This is a genomic window from Rhizobium sp. CSW-27 (genome assembly GCF_018760785.1).
In the GTDB taxonomy this organism is placed as follows: Bacteria; Pseudomonadota; Alphaproteobacteria; order Rhizobiales; family Rhizobiaceae; genus Neorhizobium.
In genome coordinates this window covers 1-14,990 of record NZ_JAHHZO010000003.1, presented here as the reverse complement: position 1 = coordinate 14,990, position 14,990 = coordinate 1, and the positions used below count along the sequence as shown (strand labels likewise).

The window sequence follows — 14,990 nt, the reverse complement described above, 5'->3', positions numbered from 1 at the left end:
GGCCATCAGTTGCGGTTGCCTCCGAATATGCCGGAGGCGGACCAGCCGCCATCGGTGCTGGTGAAGGAACCCATGATGCCCTGTGCGGCGGTCGCACCGCTGTTGACGAAGGAGCCGGTCAGGTCGGTGCCGGCATTGCTGCCGCTGAACGTGGAGGACGAAGCGAAGCTGACATGGCTGCCGAAGTTGCGGCCGTCGAAATCGCTGATCGCGACATTGCCCGTGCGTGCGGCGAAGTCCATGGTCGCGGACATGCTGCCGGTGGCGATATACTGATCGGAGCCGGCAACGACAGTGCCGACGGCGTTGCCGCTATAGGTTGCCTGGCCATTGGCGGGCATTTCGACATTGTCCGTGATGTCGCCTATCACCCAGTTGCCCATGTGGGCGTTCTGGACATAGCCGTCGCTGGTGTCTGCGCTGCCCCACCAGCCCCAGCTGAGATAGGCACACTGGCAAAGCGCCGAGGACGTGCCTCCCTCGAAGATCCTGGCCGGCACGGTGCTGGCGCTGACGGCGTAACTGCGGTTGTTGGTGCCGGCAGAGGCAAAATGCTGGTCGTCGACATAGACGGCGCCGCCATAGTCGTCGGTGAAGCCGATCTCGTCGTTATACGGGTTGCTGTCAGTATCGAACCTATTGAAGGTGGCTCTGAATGTGCCGTCGTCGCCATTGAAGGTGAAGCGCGCGGTGCCGGCAAGCGCGGTGGTGACGCCGTTGCGCGTGAAGCCGACGGCGGAATAGCCTTCGAGCGTCTTGCCGGCCAGGGCGCGGGTCGCCGTGGTGTCCACCGTCGTCAGGCTGGCGACGTGCGTGGTGGAGAATGTTTCGCTGACCGGCGGCCATGCGTTGTGATTGCCCTGATCCGTATAGGAAGACGCATTGCTGCCGATGGCATTGCTGAGGATCATGTAATCCCCGTTCGTGCCGAAGATCGCCGTGCCATTGTCGGCTACGGCTGCGCTTGCGACCGTGCCTGTATAGGATGTGGAACCGTTTGCAGCGCTCAGCCTTTCGCTGCCGCCGCGTTCTCCCGTGAAGCCGTAGGTCGTGCCGGATCCGCTGATCTCGCCGGTCATGATGCCGACCGCGCTTTTCTGACTGGCGCCGGTGCCGTCGATCACGAGCCAGGCCTGCAGCCCCCGGGCCGTCACCGGCGTCGGATAGCTGCTGTCGTTCGGCGTGCCGACGATCAGGAGGTCGCTGGACACGGCGCCGGAGAGATCGAGGCCGGACAGGCGGGAGGCATCGGCAAACGGAATGGCGACGCCCGAACCGGTAACCAGCCCGCCGAGGGAATCTGCCGTCAGCGCATAATGCCGCGTCCCGGAGGTGGAGAAGACGCTTGCGACATTGCCGGTGGCCGTGCCGGACAGAATATAGAGCGGATCGCTGCCTTGTGACAACAGATAGGCGCGGAAGCCTTCCTGCCCGACATAGACCGTTCCCGAATAGGTTCCGCCGGCATAGGCAACGCCGGAGACGGCATGGCTTGCAAAGGCGCTGTCGGCAAACACCGGAAGGGTAATGACGGTGCCGTCACCCAGCGTTGCCGTTCCCTGTCCGCCCTCATCGCCGGCAAGCGTGCCGGTGCGTTCGCTGCCTGCATCGCCACCGACGATGCCGTCGCTGCTGCCGGAACGCAGTGTCAGCACGCGGATGCTGTCGCTTCGGCTGGAGGGGGTGTCGTCCACGGCACCGGTCGCCGCTGTTTCAACGGCTGAAGTCTTCGCCTCCGATGCGGCCATGGCGCCCGGAAGGCTGTCGGGCCGCGTCACTGGAACGGGCACGTTGTAGGGAACGGGACTTGCCGAATTGTGCCGTTCCACGCCGCTTTCGCGCACCTGCCGGTCCGACGGCGGCACGGCGACGCCGCCATGGGTTCCCGGTTGGCCCGCCAAGCGGTCCTGCATGTCCTGCAGGAAGGTTTCCGGCGTGCGGATGACGGTGCGACGCTCGCCATCGACGACGATCGAGTAGCCCGCCCGGAAGATGCGGCTGGAGATGCCATTGGCGGTCAGCACCACGTCGCGGCCGAAGATCATCGACACATGCGGCGGGTTCTTGCGCTCGTCCCTGCGGCCGTTGCGGCCGCGTTCGTTGCGTGGCGGCTGGCCGATATTGCCGAGATCGATATCGACAACTGCGCCGCGGATGCCGGCGGTGCCGATCGGCGTATTGATCGTCGCGCCGTCCTCGGTCTTCGAGGTGCGCCCGCCGATGAAGCGCATGAAACCCTTGGAAAGACTTGCGGAAACCTTCGCCGTGCCGGCCGCCGGATCGTAGACGAAGCTGTCGATCGTCAGGCTGGAGTTCGGGCCGACGGTGAAGGCCGTGCCGTCCGCGAGCAGGATCTGCACCAGCCCGACATCGCTGGTATTGATCACCTGGTTGTGGATCACCTCGTCACCGATGGCGATGGTCCGGGTGATGCCTCCCTGAAGCAGTGCCCGGGCATCCTGGTTGACGGCGCTCGTTACGCCGACGCGTGTGCTTGCATCCGCAACAGGTGCACACATCAGAACGGAAACGGCGAGGCAGGAGGCTGCAAGCAGGCGATGACGGGCATTGTGCATGTCAGAATACCTTCCTGAGGCCGAGGCTGATCGTGGCATTGTCAAATTCGCTGGTGTCGTAATTGGACCAGGACGTCTGGTAGCTCGCCTGGATCAGCGCGGCCCAGTCCCTGTCGAGGGGGATGGTCTGCGTGAGGTTGACCGACCATCTGGTGGTGGACTGGGCCTCGTTGCTGATCATCGGGTCCGGTTCGTCATAATTGCGCGCCGTCACCTGGGTCGAAAGGCCAAAGTTCCAGGTTCCGGGTAGGGCGGAGAGAGGGCTTTCGAAGTCGATGGAGGTGCCGATGACGCCGCCATACTGCCAGTAGGCATTGCTTGCGACCTCCGCATCGAAGCGATCGACGATTGCCGACAGGCCGATGCTGAGCGCGCTCGATAGGCGATAGGTGCTGAGGAACTGTGCCTGAAAGCGATCGCCGGATTTCTCGTCAAGGCGGGGATGGTCCGCTGAATTATAATAGGTTTCATGGCGATATTCGCCACGCAGGCCAAAAAAGACGTCCGCGCTTGCCCGCACGCCGAGCAGGGCGCCGGCGCCGAAAACAGAATTCAGCGGATCGCCGGACAGGATGCCGCCGCCTGCGATGCCGTAGAGATCCAGCGCGTGGCCCTCGAGGCCGAAGCGGTTGAGGTCGTAGGAAGGGCCGGCGGCCAGTTCGGCATAGGCCAGGTTGAGGTCATGCCGGTCACGATAGGCTTCGACATAGCTGCGCAGGTTCACCTTGAACTGTTCGCCCTGTCCGGGAAGATCGAAGAGGCCGGTGAAATCCCCGGTCATGAAGGCGTTGACATCCCCCGTCTTGCGGGCGCTGTCGGACAGTACGTAATCGAGCCCGTTCAACGTGACGAATTGCGAGCCCGGTCCGTTGTTGGCATTGCTCTGGTAGCGCAATCCGGCGGTGACCGAACCGGCAAGGGCGGTGCCGTCGCTGTTGCGTTCGATCGCCAGCAGGTATTCATCGACCTTTTCACGCACTTGCGGCGGAACGTCGGTGCCGGATGCTGCGGCCTGGAAGTAGGTCTGCGCTGTCGCATAGGCGCCGAGGCGGAAATAGAGGACGCCAAGCTCCAGTTGCAGGCGCGGAAGGCCGGGCGCAAAGATCAGCATGCGCTCAAGCGTGGCGATGGCTCCCTCAAGATCACCGACCTGCGAGGACAGGGCGGCATATTCGAAGGCAATGTCCAGATTGCCCGGATTGTGCATCATCTGTTCAAACAGCAGTTTGCGGCGGGCCTCGATCTTCGCCACGTCCGCGGGTTCGGCGCGCGGCGGACGGTTGAAGCCCGACGAGGCTGCTTCGGATGTGGCCGGCAGAGTGCCCATGCCAAGGGCGGCGCAGATGCTGGCGCCGCAAACCCATCTGGATAGCGTACGGAATGAACTCATTGTACTGACCGAAGAATCCCCATGTCCTGTTCCGCATTTAACACAGGCGTTGAAGACATGAGGAGGAATCAGCAGTTTAGCCAAGGCACAATTTCGTCCCCAACTAGTCGCTTTTCGTCCCGCGCAGTCCGCAACGGCCGGGTCGTCGACAATATCCTGCCTGGGGGATGGTGATGCGTCTGCGGCGCGCAGAAGAAGCAAGCGTCCGGTGAAGCAACACATTTCTTCAGATTGTGCGCCGGATTGCCGGGCCTGTGGCAATGCATGCGGTGGGGTCGTGTCTGCTCCTGCATGTCTTGGCGTTCGTTTGTGGAGAACGTCCACGTGAAACGGAATGAATGCATTCGGGGACGAAATCGCGGGTTGCCCGCGTCACGGCCCTCTGCCGCTCGACCTATAAGGAGGCTGGCGGGGCTTGCCGGTGACGAGTGCGAAGCCTGGCGGAGCAGTGGTGGCCCTGGATGATCGTGACGGCGCGCAGGCATTTTTCCTCTCTGATGTTCGGCCTGCTGGCCGGCATCGACGGCCTTGGCACCAGTGTCGCCTTTGCTGCCCTCCTTTTCTCAGGTCCACAGGCCGCAGGCCTTGCCGCCGGCGTCAGCGTCATGCTGCTCAGCTGCGTGGTCCTCGCCCTTCACGTCGCATGGCGCTCCTGCCATCCCTCCAGCATCGCGCAGGTGCAGGAAACACCCATTGCCATCCTTGCCACCGCCGTAACCGCCGCCATCGGAGTGATGCCGGATCAGGATCCGGGGCGCGCGGTGGCAACGACCTTTGCCGTTCTCGGCCTCAGCACCGTCGCCACAGGCCTGCTGTTTCACGTGCTGGGACGCCTGCGTCTTGGCGTGCTCGTGCGGTTCATGCCCTATTCGGTCATCGCCGGGTTTCTGGCCGGCTCCGGATGGCTGCTGCTGAACGGTGCCCTGATGATGATCACCGGCCGCAGCGGCTTCGGGGACATGGCGCGCGCGCTGGCCGAGCCGCAGATTGTCGGCATTCTTCTGCCGTCGCTGGTGTTCGCAGCGGCGATGTCGGCGGCCCTGCGGCTGTCAAGCAGCGCCTTCGCCGCTCCGGCGGTGATGCTCGCCTCGGTGTGCCTCTTCTATCTCGCTGTCGGTGCTGCCGGGGTGCCGGTCGAGACCATCCGCCATTGGGGGTGGCTGCCGCAGGCGGCTGCGGGAGGAAGCTTCCAGCTGCCCTCGCCGATCGAGGTGATCACGCGTGCCGACTGGCACGCAGTGTTTTCGGTGCTGCCGATCCTCGCTTCCGTTCCAATGATCGCGATGGCCGGCCTGCTTCTGAACATCAGCGGTCTGGAAGTTGCCGCGGGCAGGGAGATAGATGCCAACCGGGAACTGAAGATTGCCGGCGAAGCGAACATGGTCGTCGGACTGCTGGGCGGCGCCTCCGGCTTTACCGGGCTCGGCATGACCCTCCTCTCCGACCGGCTGAGGGCCGGCGGTCGCGCCGCCGGGGTCGCGACCGGGCTGGTGCTGATGCTTGCCCTGCCCTTCGCCACGCAGCTTGCAGCCGGTGTGCCGCTGTTTCTGGCGGCCGGCCTGATGCTTATGCTCGGCGGCGAACTTCTGCACGACTGGGCGGTTGCGACGCGCCACAAGCTGCCTCGTCTCGAATGGGCGATCATCCTGCTGATCGTGCTGTCCATCATCCTCTACGGCTTCATGAGCGGAATGGCGGTGGGGCTGGGCTTCTCGATCGTCACCTTTGTCTACAACTATGCCCGGCTGCCGGTGATACGTCTGTCGGCCAGCGGCCGGGACCGGCGCAGCAGCACAGACCGTTTTCCTGCGGCCAATCATCTTCTCGAGGACAAGGGCGACCTCATTCACGTCATCGAGTTGCAGGGCTATCTGTTCTTCGGAACGGTGGAGCAGGTGGTGCGTGCGGTACAGCGCCGTTTCTCCGCCGATTGCCCGCCGCGCCTTCTGCTGCTCGATCTGCGAAACGTGAGCGGAATGGATTCCGCCGCCTTTGCCGGCTTCGTGAAGATCGCCAACATGGTGCGGCAACACGAGGCCGCACTCCTGCTGTCTCCCCTGTCTGACCTTTCGGAGGCGGTTCTGCAGCGGATGGAGAACGCTGTATCACACCGGCCCGCAGCATTGTTGGCGGTTGACCTCGATCACGCGCTGGAGGAGGCGGAAAACCGGCTGCTGGCCGAGTTCCGGTGCATCGGGGAGCCGGGCGACATCGCGGCGCAACTGGTCGAGCGGCTGGGTGCGCATCCGCGTCTTCCGGATCTGATCCGGGCGATGGAACGGCAGGAATGCGAGGCAGGTGCGCGGCTGATGGCGGCCGGTGAGGCGGCTGACGATGTGTTTCTGCTGGGGCAAGGTCGCGTCACGGTGCAGATCAGGCTCGCCGGCGGCCGGACGCTGCGCCTGCGCAGCATGACGGCAGGCGCCGTGCTGGGAGAGGTTGCATTTTATCTCGGTGGCCGTCGCACCGCGGATGTGATCGTCGAGGAAAGGGCCACGCTTTTCCGCCTGACCGGCAGGACCGTCCGTCGTCTGGAAGCCGATGATCCGGTTCTGGCAACGCTGGTGCACCGCCTTTTGGCGGCATCGCTGGCCGAGCGGCTGGCGCTGGCCAATCGCATGGTGCAACTGGCAAACGCCTGAGCGGGCGGCAGCGACTTGGGCCGTCAAACGCGGAAGCGATGGTCGCTTCGGGGCGCCTCTGATTCTGTCTTCCCGGGCTTCGAAAATTCCTGTGCGCTGCCTCTGCGGGACCTTACCTGTCGCCCGGGATGGTGGGCGTGACTGATCGTTACGCCCGGATATCAATAAAAATGTTCAATATTTCAAAGTGTTAGTTGCGGTGCGAACGAAGTGATTCGCAACGTTTATGTCGCGTTAACCCTTAACTTGTGGACGACTTGGCAGAATCATGTTCTATGTTTGGCGGGTTATGGCCGGCAAACCGGCGGCAGGCCGCCAAGAGGGAAACATGGCGATAGCAAATCAGGCAGACATGGTCGTTGCACCTTCCAGAGAAGATGCCGGGAGCAAGATTGCCCGCCATGCCGGGCTCTTGTCCAGCCAGTTGCAGCAGTTACGCACACGTATGTATCCGCCGAAGTCGGAAAAATCGCTGCGTCAATTTCTGACGAACGAGGTTTCGAAGCTGACCTCCATACCGGATTCCACCCTGAAGCTGATGTCCAGCGAAGGACGCGGCCCGGTGCCGAGTCGTCTGGAGAACAACCACCGGGTCTATACGCTGGCGCAGATCAACGAGTTGCGCGAGCTTTTCGCCCGCCAGAAGCCGGCTGAGGCGCTTCGCTTCCTGCCGCGTCGCAGGCCCGGCGAGCACATGCAGGTCATCGCCATCGCCAACTTCAAGGGCGGCAGCGCCAAGACCACCACCTGCGTGCATCTGGCGCATTATCTGGCGCTGCAGGGATATCGCGTTCTGGCGCTGGATCTGGATCCGCAGGCATCGCTTTCGGCCATGTTCGGCGCACAGCCGGAGGTGGATGTCGGAGCGAACGAGACAATCTATGCGACGCTTCGTTATGACGATGCGGAACGTCGGCCGATCCGTGACATCATTCGCAAGACCTATTTCGAGGGCGTGGATCTCATACCCGGCAATCTCGAGGTGATGGAATACGAGCATGAAACGCCGCGCGTGCTGGCCAACAAGGAAAGCTTCGGCGCGATCTTCTTCGAGCGGCTGAAGCTTGCTCTGGCGGAGGTGGAAGCCGACTATGACGTGGTGATCCTCGACACGCCGCCGTCGCTCGGCTTCCTGACGCTGAGTGCCATCTATGCGGCCACCAGTCTGATCATCACGGTTCATCCCGCCATGCTGGATGTGGCTTCCATGAGCCAGTTCCTGCTGATGATGAGCGACCTCATCAGCGTGCTCAACGAGAGCGGCGCACAGCTGGACCAGGATTTCATCCGCTATCTGGTGACGCGCCACGATCCCAATGATGCGCCGCAGTCGCAGGTGGTGGCGATGCTGCGTCACCTGTTCGGCACTGACGTCCTGCTGCCGACAGCCATCGAAAGCACGGCAGTCGAGGCCGCAGGTCTTGCGAAATGCTCCGTCTACGAACTGGAAGTGGGACAGATCGGCCGCGATACCCATCGCCGTGCCCGCGAGGCCGTGGATGCGGTCAACGAGGCGATCGAGCGCCTCATCAATGCAAGTTGGGGGAGAGGATGACGAAGTCGCCCCGGAAATCGATCGTCGCGAGCTTTGGCCTTCTGTCGGCAGAACTCGAAAGCGAGCCATCGGCCGCGAGCCCGGCGGCAACGCCGGCGCCCGCGCAGGCCGCCGCACCCGCGCCTGCGCCTGCGCCACGAGTTGGCGCAGGCGTGATCGGCGCTGCGCATCGTGCCATTGACGACATTCGCGCCGAGCGGGATCGTCTGCGTGCCATCGTCGAAGCTGGCGGCGGTGCCATCCTCGAACTCGACCCGAAGATCATCGATCCGTCTCCCTATCCTGATCGCCTTCCGGATGACGATGGCGGCGATTTTGATCTCTTCAAGCGGTCGATCCAGAGCGAGGGCCAGAAGGTCCCGATTCAGGTTCGCCGCCATCCTTCGGCTCCGGGGCGCTATCAGATCGTTTATGGTCATCGGCGCTGGCGAGCTGCACTGGAGTTGCAGCGCCCCGTGCGCGCGCTGGAAGTGGAGCTCTCCGATGTCGATCTGGTCGTGGCACAGGGCATCGAGAATGCCAGCCGCCAGGACCTGACCTGGATCGAGCGCGCGCTTTTTGCGCTGCGCATGGATGAGGCCGGCGTTCGCCCGCGCGACATCTATGCCGCACTTTCCATCGAGGATGCGGAACTGGCGCGCATGCGCAGTGTCTACCGCTCGGTGCCGCTCGACATGATCGAGGCGATCGGCCGGGCGCCGAAGATCGGCCGGCCGCGCTGGCTGGATCTTGCCAAGACATTGCAGGCGGAGCCGGGCGCGCTGGATGCGGCGCGCGCGGCGTTGTCTCGCATGGCAGGCGAAGTTCAGGCTTCCGATCAACGCTTCCAACGGGTTCTGGCAGCGGTCAAGCCGGCAGCGGATGGCCGCGCGCAACAGATCATGCCGATCGATGATGCCGAGGGACAACGGCTGGCGGCGTGCCTTGTGTCGCCGAAGGAAATGCGCCTGTCTGCGGAAGGTCGATTGGGCAAGGATTTCATTCGTTTCGTCGAACAGGAACTGCCGTCACTCGTGGCGCGGTTCACCGAGGCGCGAAACGCGCACAAACCCTGATCGCGCCTTCGAGCGCGAGCAGGTTCATCAACAGACAACAGGAAAGGAAGCGCAGCAAAAGAAAAAAGGCCCCCAAAACGTTGCCGTCGTGGAAGCCTCTCTGATTTAGCACCTCAAGACTCGCATTTCCACGAATCATAGTCAAGTCGCTTTGGCACCTTTTCGGGTGGACGGTCTTCTTTTGCCTCTTGATAGGTGAAAAGATATGCCAGGTGGACATGTGACGACGCCCTTCGGGCGGCGGCCGATGACCCTTGCCCTTGTGCAGCGACAGCTGGACATGGGGGAGATCCGGCCGGGTAAAGCCGTTGAAAAATGGAAGGTCTTTCGCGATGTGGCGGAGGCGCGGGAACTGCTTGGCCTGCAGGATCGCGGTGTTGCGGTTCTGGACGCTCTCTTGACCTTCCATCCGGAAAACGAACTGCGCCAGGATGGCCAGTTGATCGTCTTTCCCTCCAACGCACAGTTGGCCTTGCGTGCGCATGGTATGGCGGGGGCGACGCTTCGGCGTCATCTTGCCTTCCTCGTCGATGCGGGTCTGATCGTTCGCCGCGACAGCGCCAATGGCAAGCGCTATGCGCGCAAGGACAGAAGCGGCGACATCGAGACGGCGTTCGGTTTCGATCTTTCTCCGCTGCTGATGCGGGCCGAGGAACTGGCTTCGCTTGCGCAGCAGGTCGCAGCCACGCGCGCCGCTTTTCGTCAGGCGAAGGAAAGCCTTACCATCTGCCGCCGCGATATTCGCAAGTTGATTTCCGCCGCGATGGAGGAGGGGGCTCCAGGCGACTGGATCGCAATGGAGGATGCCTATGTGGGGCTGGTGGCCAGGTTGCCGCGTGCGCCGAAGCTTTCCGATCTGACCGGCCTGCTGGCGGAAATGGAGGCGCTGCGCGCGTCGGTCCTCAACGCACTGAAAAATTGGAAAAATTCATCAAATACAGGCAGCAGTGCTGCTCAAAATGAGCAGCATATACATAATTCAAAACCACAAACCATCAATGAACTTGAACCACGCTTCGAAAAGAAGCATGAGGCCAAGCCGGCGGATTCCAGAAGCGCCAATGCTGGAGGCGAACGTGTCTTTCCGCTTGGGTTGGTGCTGAAGGCCTGCCCCGAAGTGATCAATTACGGACCCGATGGAAGCATTGGCAGCTGGCGTGACCTGATGGCTGCGGCCGTCGTGGTGCGCTCGATGCTTGGCATCAGTCCGTCGGCCTATCAGGATGCCTGCGAGATCCTTGGGGCGGAAAACGCTGCATCGCTGCTGGCCTGCATCCTTGAGCGGTCGGGTCATATCAATTCGCCGGGCGGTTACCTGCGCAATCTGACGGACAAGGCGCGCCGCGGCGAATTCTCGATCGGGCCCATGCTGATGGCCCTGTTGCGGGCGCGCGGCGAAAATCTGAGGCTTGTGGTGTGATGCGGTTGGCAAACGGGGATTGATGGTGCCAGCCCCCTCCCCTTACGCGCGCGCTGATGTTTTGCGGTCCATGCTGTTGCAGCAGCGTACACTGCGAACGGAATCTCCGAGAAGATGCCTTGCGCAGGCTCGCATGAACCAACATGGTTCGCAGGTTATGGCAGGGAATGGAGCAAATGTAGCTGCATGTTCGCAAGAGATGCATGTCGGCTGGAACATTCCTGCCGGTAAATTGGGAGAGGTGGATGAAGATCGGGACACCAAAAGAGATTTATGCAGGCGAAGCGCGCGTGGCTTTGACGCCCGACAGCGCGGTTCAACTGCAGAAACTGGGTTATGAATGCCTCGTGGAGGCCGGCGCCGGACAGGCGGCGGGATTTTCTGACGAAGCCTATCGTCGGGCCGGTGTGAAAGTCGTGGAAGACACGGCCTCGCTGTTTGCCGAGGCCGACGTGATTGCCAAGGTACGGCCGCCACTGCCGGAGGAGATGGATAGGCTTTCCACCGGCAAGACTCTGATTTCGTTTTTTTATCCAGCCCAGAACTCCGCTCTGCTGGAACAGGCGAAGGATATGGGAACCAATGTGATTGCCATGGACATGGTGCCGCGCATTTCGCGCGCCCAGAAGATGGACGCCCTGTCCTCCATGGCCAATATTGCCGGTTACCGGGCGGTGATCGAGGCCGGTAACAATTTCGGTCGATTTTTCACCGGGCAGGTGACGGCGGCCGGCAAGATTCCGCCGGCCAAGGTTCTGGTTATCGGCGCCGGTGTCGCAGGGCTTGCCGCCATCGGTACCAGTGTGTCGCTGGGAGCCATAACCTATGCCTTTGATGTGCGCCCGGAAGTGGCGGAACAGATCGAGAGCATGGGGGCGGAGTTCGTCTTCCTTGAATTCGAAGCCAGCCAGGATGGCGCGGCGACCGGCGGCTATGCTGCCCCCTCCTCTCCCGAATTCCGGGAGAAGCAACTGGCAAAGTTCCGCGAACTGGCACCCGAGATCGATATCGTCATTACCACGGCTCTCATTCCGGGCCGTGATGCGCCGAAGCTGTGGCTCGCCGATATGGTGGCCGCGATGAAGCCCGGCTCAGTGATCATCGACCTTGCCGCCGAACGCGGCGGCAACTGCGATCTTACCGTCGCCGACCAGAAAATCGTGTCTGATAATGGCGTGACCGTTATCGGCTATACGGATTTCCCCAGCCGGATGGCGACGCAGGCTTCGACGCTTTATGCCACGAACATTCGCCATATGATGACGGACCTGACCCCCGGCAAGAATGGCGTGATCGTTCACAACATGGAAGATGATGTCATTCGCGGTGCGACGGTGGCATTTGAGGGTGGCATCACCTTCCCCCCTCCCCCGCCGAAGGTTCAGGCCATTGCGGCCGCGCGGCCGAAGGAAAGGGCGAAGGAGCTTTCGCCGGAGGAAAAGCGGGCACAGGAGGCGGCGGCCTTCCGCGCGCAGACGAGAAGCCAGGTGGCGCTGCTTGCCGGCGGCGGTGGGCTCATTCTGCTGGCCGGCCTTTTCGCGCCGGCGAGTTTCATGAGCCATTTCATCGTCTTCGTGCTGGCCTGCTTCGTCGGCTTCCAGGTGATCTGGAACGTCTCGCATTCGCTGCATACACCGTTGATGGCGGTGACCAATGCAATTTCCTCGATCATCATTCTGGGTGCGCTGATGCAGATCGGCTCCGGCAGTGCGCTGGTCATTCTGCTGGCTGCGCTTTCGGTGTTCATGGCCGGGATCAATATCTTCGGCGGCTTTCTCGTGACGCGACGCATGCTCGCCATGTTCCAGAAGTCCTGAGGCGGGAGAAGATCAGATGGATTACGGTTTCACCACGGCCGCCTATGTCGTTGCGGCGGTTCTCTTCATTCTCTCGCTCGGCGGTCTGTCGGGACAGGAAAGCGCAAAGCGCGCGGTGTGGTATGGCATTGCCGGTATGGGACTGGCCGTGCTTGCAACGCTCTATGGTCCGGGCGCAGGACATTGGCTGCTATCGGTTGTGCTGATTGCTGCGGGCGGTGCAATCGGTTGGCTCGTCGCCAAGCGCGTGCAGATGACCGAGATGCCGCAACTGGTTGCGGCCATGCATTCGCTGGTCGGCCTGGCCGCGGTCTTCATTGGCTTCAACGCCCATCTCGAACTGGGGCGCGTTCTGGCGATGGATGAGGCCGGTCGTTCGGCGCTCGAGGGATTTGCCGCCATCCTCGCCCACAAGAGCCCGGTTGAGCAGGTCATCCTGAAGGTCGAGGTGTTTCTTGGCGTCTTCATCGGGGCAGTCACCTTCACCGGTTCCGTCATCGCGTTCGGCAAACTGGCCGGCAAGGTGGATGGCAAGGCGAATAAACTGCCCGGCGGCCATGCGCTGAATGCGGCAGCGGCGGTCCTCTCGCTGATCCTGCTGTTTCTCTATGTCGGCGGCGCCGGCATCTGGACGCTGATCCTGATGATGCTTCTTGCCTTCTTCATCGGCTATCACCTCATCATGGGCATTGGCGGCGCCGACATGCCGGTGGTGGTGTCGATGCTGAACAGCTATTCCGGCTGGGCGGCGGCGGCCATCGGCTTCTCGCTGTCCAACGATCTGCTGATCGTTGTCGGCGCCTTGGTCGGTTCGTCCGGCGCGATCCTTTCGTACATCATGTGCAAGGCGATGAATCGTTCCTTCGTTTCCGTCATCCTCGGTGGATTTGGGACGACGACCGGCCCGCAGATGGAAGTGACCGGCGAGCAGATTGCCATCGATGCCGAAGGCGTGGCAAGCGCGCTGAACGAGGCCGACAGTGTCATCATCGTTCCGGGCTACGGCATGGCAGTGGCCCAGGCGCAAGGGGCGGTTTCCGAATTGACCCGCAAGCTGCGGGCGGCCGGCAAGACGGTGCGCTTTGCCATCCATCCTGTTGCCGGACGTCTGCCGGGGCATATGAACGTGCTGCTGGCGGAAGCCAAGGTTCCCTATGACATCGTCCTCGAGATGGACGAGATCAACGAGGACTTTCCGCAGACGGACGTCGTCATTGTCATTGGCTCGAACGACATCGTGAACCCTGCAGCGGAAGAGGATCCGAACAGCCCGATCGCCGGCATGCCGGTTCTCCAGGTCTGGAAGGCAAAGCAGGTGTTTGTGTCGAAGCGCGGTCAGGGCACCGGCTATTCCGGCATCGAAAATCCGCTTTTCTACAAGGACAACACGCGCATGTTCTATGGTGATGCGAAGAAATCGGTGAACGAACTGTTGCCGCTGATCCGCTGATCCGAAATCGGTTCTGTTGGCAGAACACGTTCCCGACGGGCCGCAGGCACACTATTGCCTCCGGCCTTTCCGTATCTCGTCGCCGGTCGCTGCGGTGAGCATCCGAACCTCCCCGTCCCCGGATTCTGTTCCTTCAATGTTGTTCTGGACAAAGGTAACGGCAACTATGCGTTGTATTTGATTCTCTTTGCTCATGGGCCTAGTGAGCCTGCGCGCGGTGAAGCGTGGCCTGTAAATGGTTGCTTGCGGGAGTGACGGTTGCTGTTTTGCGCGCTCGGGCGGGTCATGATCAGTTCCAGTCGGTGGAATGCCCGGAGAGCTGTGTTCCGCGCCCCGCTCTCGATGGCGATGCCGGCATGGTTAATGCTTGATGAAGACGTTCACTGTCTCGTCCGGCGTTCGCAGCGCTGGGATAGACAGGTTTGAGAGATGATGACGGATCCGTCCGGCGGTCGTGCGGGGACGTGATAGCAGCAGTGATGTGCTGGCACGCACTGGTTCTTTCGCCATGCCCGTAACGTTTTCATATCCCGACAGCTGTCGGCCGTATCTCGACCGTCTCTCATTTCTCCGTGACGGTGCTTTCTGCGCACCTGACCAGGCCATGAATTCTGGCCCGCCACATTGCCCCGGCCGACCGGCGGTGTGCGGAAACGGGCTCACAGCTGCGTGCGGTTTCGGGCCCCGCGGTTCGGAGGCGACCGTACGGTGAGCGCCGCGGTCGCAATGGTTTCGGCTCCGGCGCAGCTGCGGAAGTGCAGGCTTGGCCTCTGGAGACGATTTTGCCATGCGGCTTGCCGTCGGCGTGCGCAGACGCGTTGCGCGTCGCGCGTGGCCGCTCAGTCGGTTTGCCGGCCAGGAGACGGCGGAAGGCCTGCGACAGCAATTTGGATGGCTTTGTGCTGGTGTCGGTGGGGTGCGGGATCCCCCCCGCTTTTGGTTCTCCTGTTCCGACGCAACAGGCGTAACAGAGCTTGGCTGCGCTACCGATCACGCCGCGGACTGTAGTGAACACAGTGCAGGCTCGTTGACCAGGTCGCTGGTCGGACTCATTCCCCCTCCCCTCCCCTCCCTTCCCCTCCCCT

The 14,990-nt window shown here is 62.3% G+C and carries 8 protein-coding genes; 6 read left to right on the top strand and 2 right to left on the bottom strand.

Annotation, left to right across the window (positions count from 1 at the left end; genetic code table 11):
• Positions 1 to 5: 5 nt before the first annotated feature.
• Together KLP42_RS06825 and KLP42_RS06820 are read right to left on the bottom strand one after the other, a co-directional pair.
• Positions 6 to 2,576 (bottom strand): FecR domain-containing protein, encoded by a 2,571-nt coding sequence (locus KLP42_RS06825; protein ID WP_215565469.1) that lies wholly within the window; start codon positions 2,574 to 2,576, stop codon positions 6 to 8.
• 1 nt (position 2,577) lies between these two features.
• Complete coding sequence (locus KLP42_RS06820; protein ID WP_215565468.1) at positions 2,578 to 3,966, bottom strand: tetratricopeptide repeat protein; 1,389 nt, start codon at positions 3,964 to 3,966, stop codon at positions 2,578 to 2,580.
• Positions 3,967 to 4,394: 428 nt separating this feature from the next.
• Here KLP42_RS06820 and KLP42_RS06815 point away from each other — a divergent pair, with 428 nt between their 5' ends.
• The 6 genes from KLP42_RS06815 (at position 4,395) to KLP42_RS06790 (ending at position 13,905) form a co-directional block, all read left to right on the top strand.
• The gene (locus tag KLP42_RS06815; protein WP_215565467.1) at positions 4,395 to 6,608 is read left to right on the top strand and encodes a SulP family inorganic anion transporter; all 2,214 of its coding nucleotides are present in this window, start codon (positions 4,395 to 4,397) and stop codon (positions 6,606 to 6,608) included.
• A gap of 268 nt (positions 6,609 to 6,876) precedes the next feature.
• Complete coding sequence (gene repA, locus KLP42_RS06810) at positions 6,877 to 8,163, top strand: plasmid partitioning protein RepA (protein WP_215565466.1); 1,287 nt, start codon at positions 6,877 to 6,879, stop codon at positions 8,161 to 8,163.
• Positions 8,160 to 9,218, top strand: coding sequence for a plasmid partitioning protein RepB (repB, locus tag KLP42_RS06805; protein ID WP_215565465.1), 1,059 nt, complete (start codon positions 8,160 to 8,162; stop codon positions 9,216 to 9,218). Before repA ends, repB begins: the two co-directional genes overlap by 4 nt.
• 205 nt (positions 9,219 to 9,423) lie before the next feature.
• Positions 9,424 to 10,638 carry a plasmid replication protein RepC gene (gene repC / locus KLP42_RS06800; RefSeq protein ID WP_215565464.1) on the top strand — a complete coding sequence of 405 codons (1,215 nt, stop codon included), beginning with the start codon at positions 9,424 to 9,426 and terminating at the stop codon, positions 10,636 to 10,638.
• Positions 10,639 to 10,883: 245 nt separating this feature from the next.
• Complete coding sequence (locus KLP42_RS06795; RefSeq protein ID WP_215565463.1) at positions 10,884 to 12,455, top strand: Re/Si-specific NAD(P)(+) transhydrogenase subunit alpha; 1,572 nt, start codon at positions 10,884 to 10,886, stop codon at positions 12,453 to 12,455.
• A 16-nt stretch (positions 12,456 to 12,471) separates the two neighbouring features.
• Positions 12,472 to 13,905, top strand: a complete 1,434-nt coding sequence (locus tag KLP42_RS06790; RefSeq protein ID WP_215565462.1) for an NAD(P)(+) transhydrogenase (Re/Si-specific) subunit beta — start codon at positions 12,472 to 12,474, stop codon at positions 13,903 to 13,905.
• Positions 13,906 to 14,990: the final 1,085 nt, after the last annotated feature.

Coding starts and splice junctions, on each gene's coding strand:
- repC (WP_215565464.1), top strand. CDS start 9,424: ATGCCAGGTGGACATGTGACGACGCCCTTCGGGCGGCGGCCGATGACC.
- KLP42_RS06795 (WP_215565463.1), top strand. CDS start 10,884: ATGAAGATCGGGACACCAAAAGAGATTTATGCAGGCGAAGCGCGCGTG.
- KLP42_RS06790 (WP_215565462.1), top strand. CDS start 12,472: ATGGATTACGGTTTCACCACGGCCGCCTATGTCGTTGCGGCGGTTCTC.
- repB (WP_215565465.1), top strand. CDS start 8,160: ATGACGAAGTCGCCCCGGAAATCGATCGTCGCGAGCTTTGGCCTTCTG.
- KLP42_RS06825 (WP_215565469.1), bottom strand. CDS start 2,576: ATGCACAATGCCCGTCATCGCCTGCTTGCAGCCTCCTGCCTCGCCGTT.
- repA (WP_215565466.1), top strand. CDS start 6,877: ATGTTCTATGTTTGGCGGGTTATGGCCGGCAAACCGGCGGCAGGCCGC.
- KLP42_RS06820 (WP_215565468.1), bottom strand. CDS start 3,966: ATGAGTTCATTCCGTACGCTATCCAGATGGGTTTGCGGCGCCAGCATC.